The organism is Deinococcus pimensis DSM 21231, assembly GCF_000519345.1.
In the GTDB taxonomy this organism is placed as follows: Bacteria; Deinococcota; Deinococci; order Deinococcales; family Deinococcaceae; genus Deinococcus_A; species Deinococcus_A pimensis.
In genome coordinates this window covers 217353-217691 of sequence record NZ_KI912633.1, presented here as the reverse complement: position 1 = coordinate 217691, position 339 = coordinate 217353, and the positions used below count along the sequence as shown (strand labels likewise).

The following is a 339-nucleotide window of genomic DNA, read 5'->3' as shown; positions in this document are numbered from 1 at the left end:
ATCGCGCTCGGGAAGCTCGCGCAGGCCGTCGTGTACGGCGCGCAGGTCGTCGCGATCCGCGGCAACTTCGACGACGCCCTCACCCTCGTGCGCCGCATCAGCGAGGAGCGCCCCATCAGCCTCGTGAACAGCGTCAACCCGCACCGCCTCGAGGGTCAGAAGACCGCCGCCTTCGAGATCGTGGACGTCCTGGGGCGCGCGCCCGACGTGCTGGCCCTGCCGGTCGGGAACGCGGGCAACATCAGCGCGTACCACAAGGGCTTCCGCGAGTACCACGCGCGCGGGCGCCTCTCCTCGCTGCCCCGGCTGTTCGGCATCCAGGCGGCGGGGGCGTCGCCG

1 protein-coding gene is annotated in these 339 nt (G+C 72.6%); it reads left to right on the top strand.

The features are described 5' to 3' along the window. Nucleotides 1–339, top strand: a 339-nt coding sequence (locus tag DEIPI_RS0105725; protein WP_027481160.1) for a pyridoxal-phosphate dependent enzyme, incomplete at both ends; no start/stop codon positions are given.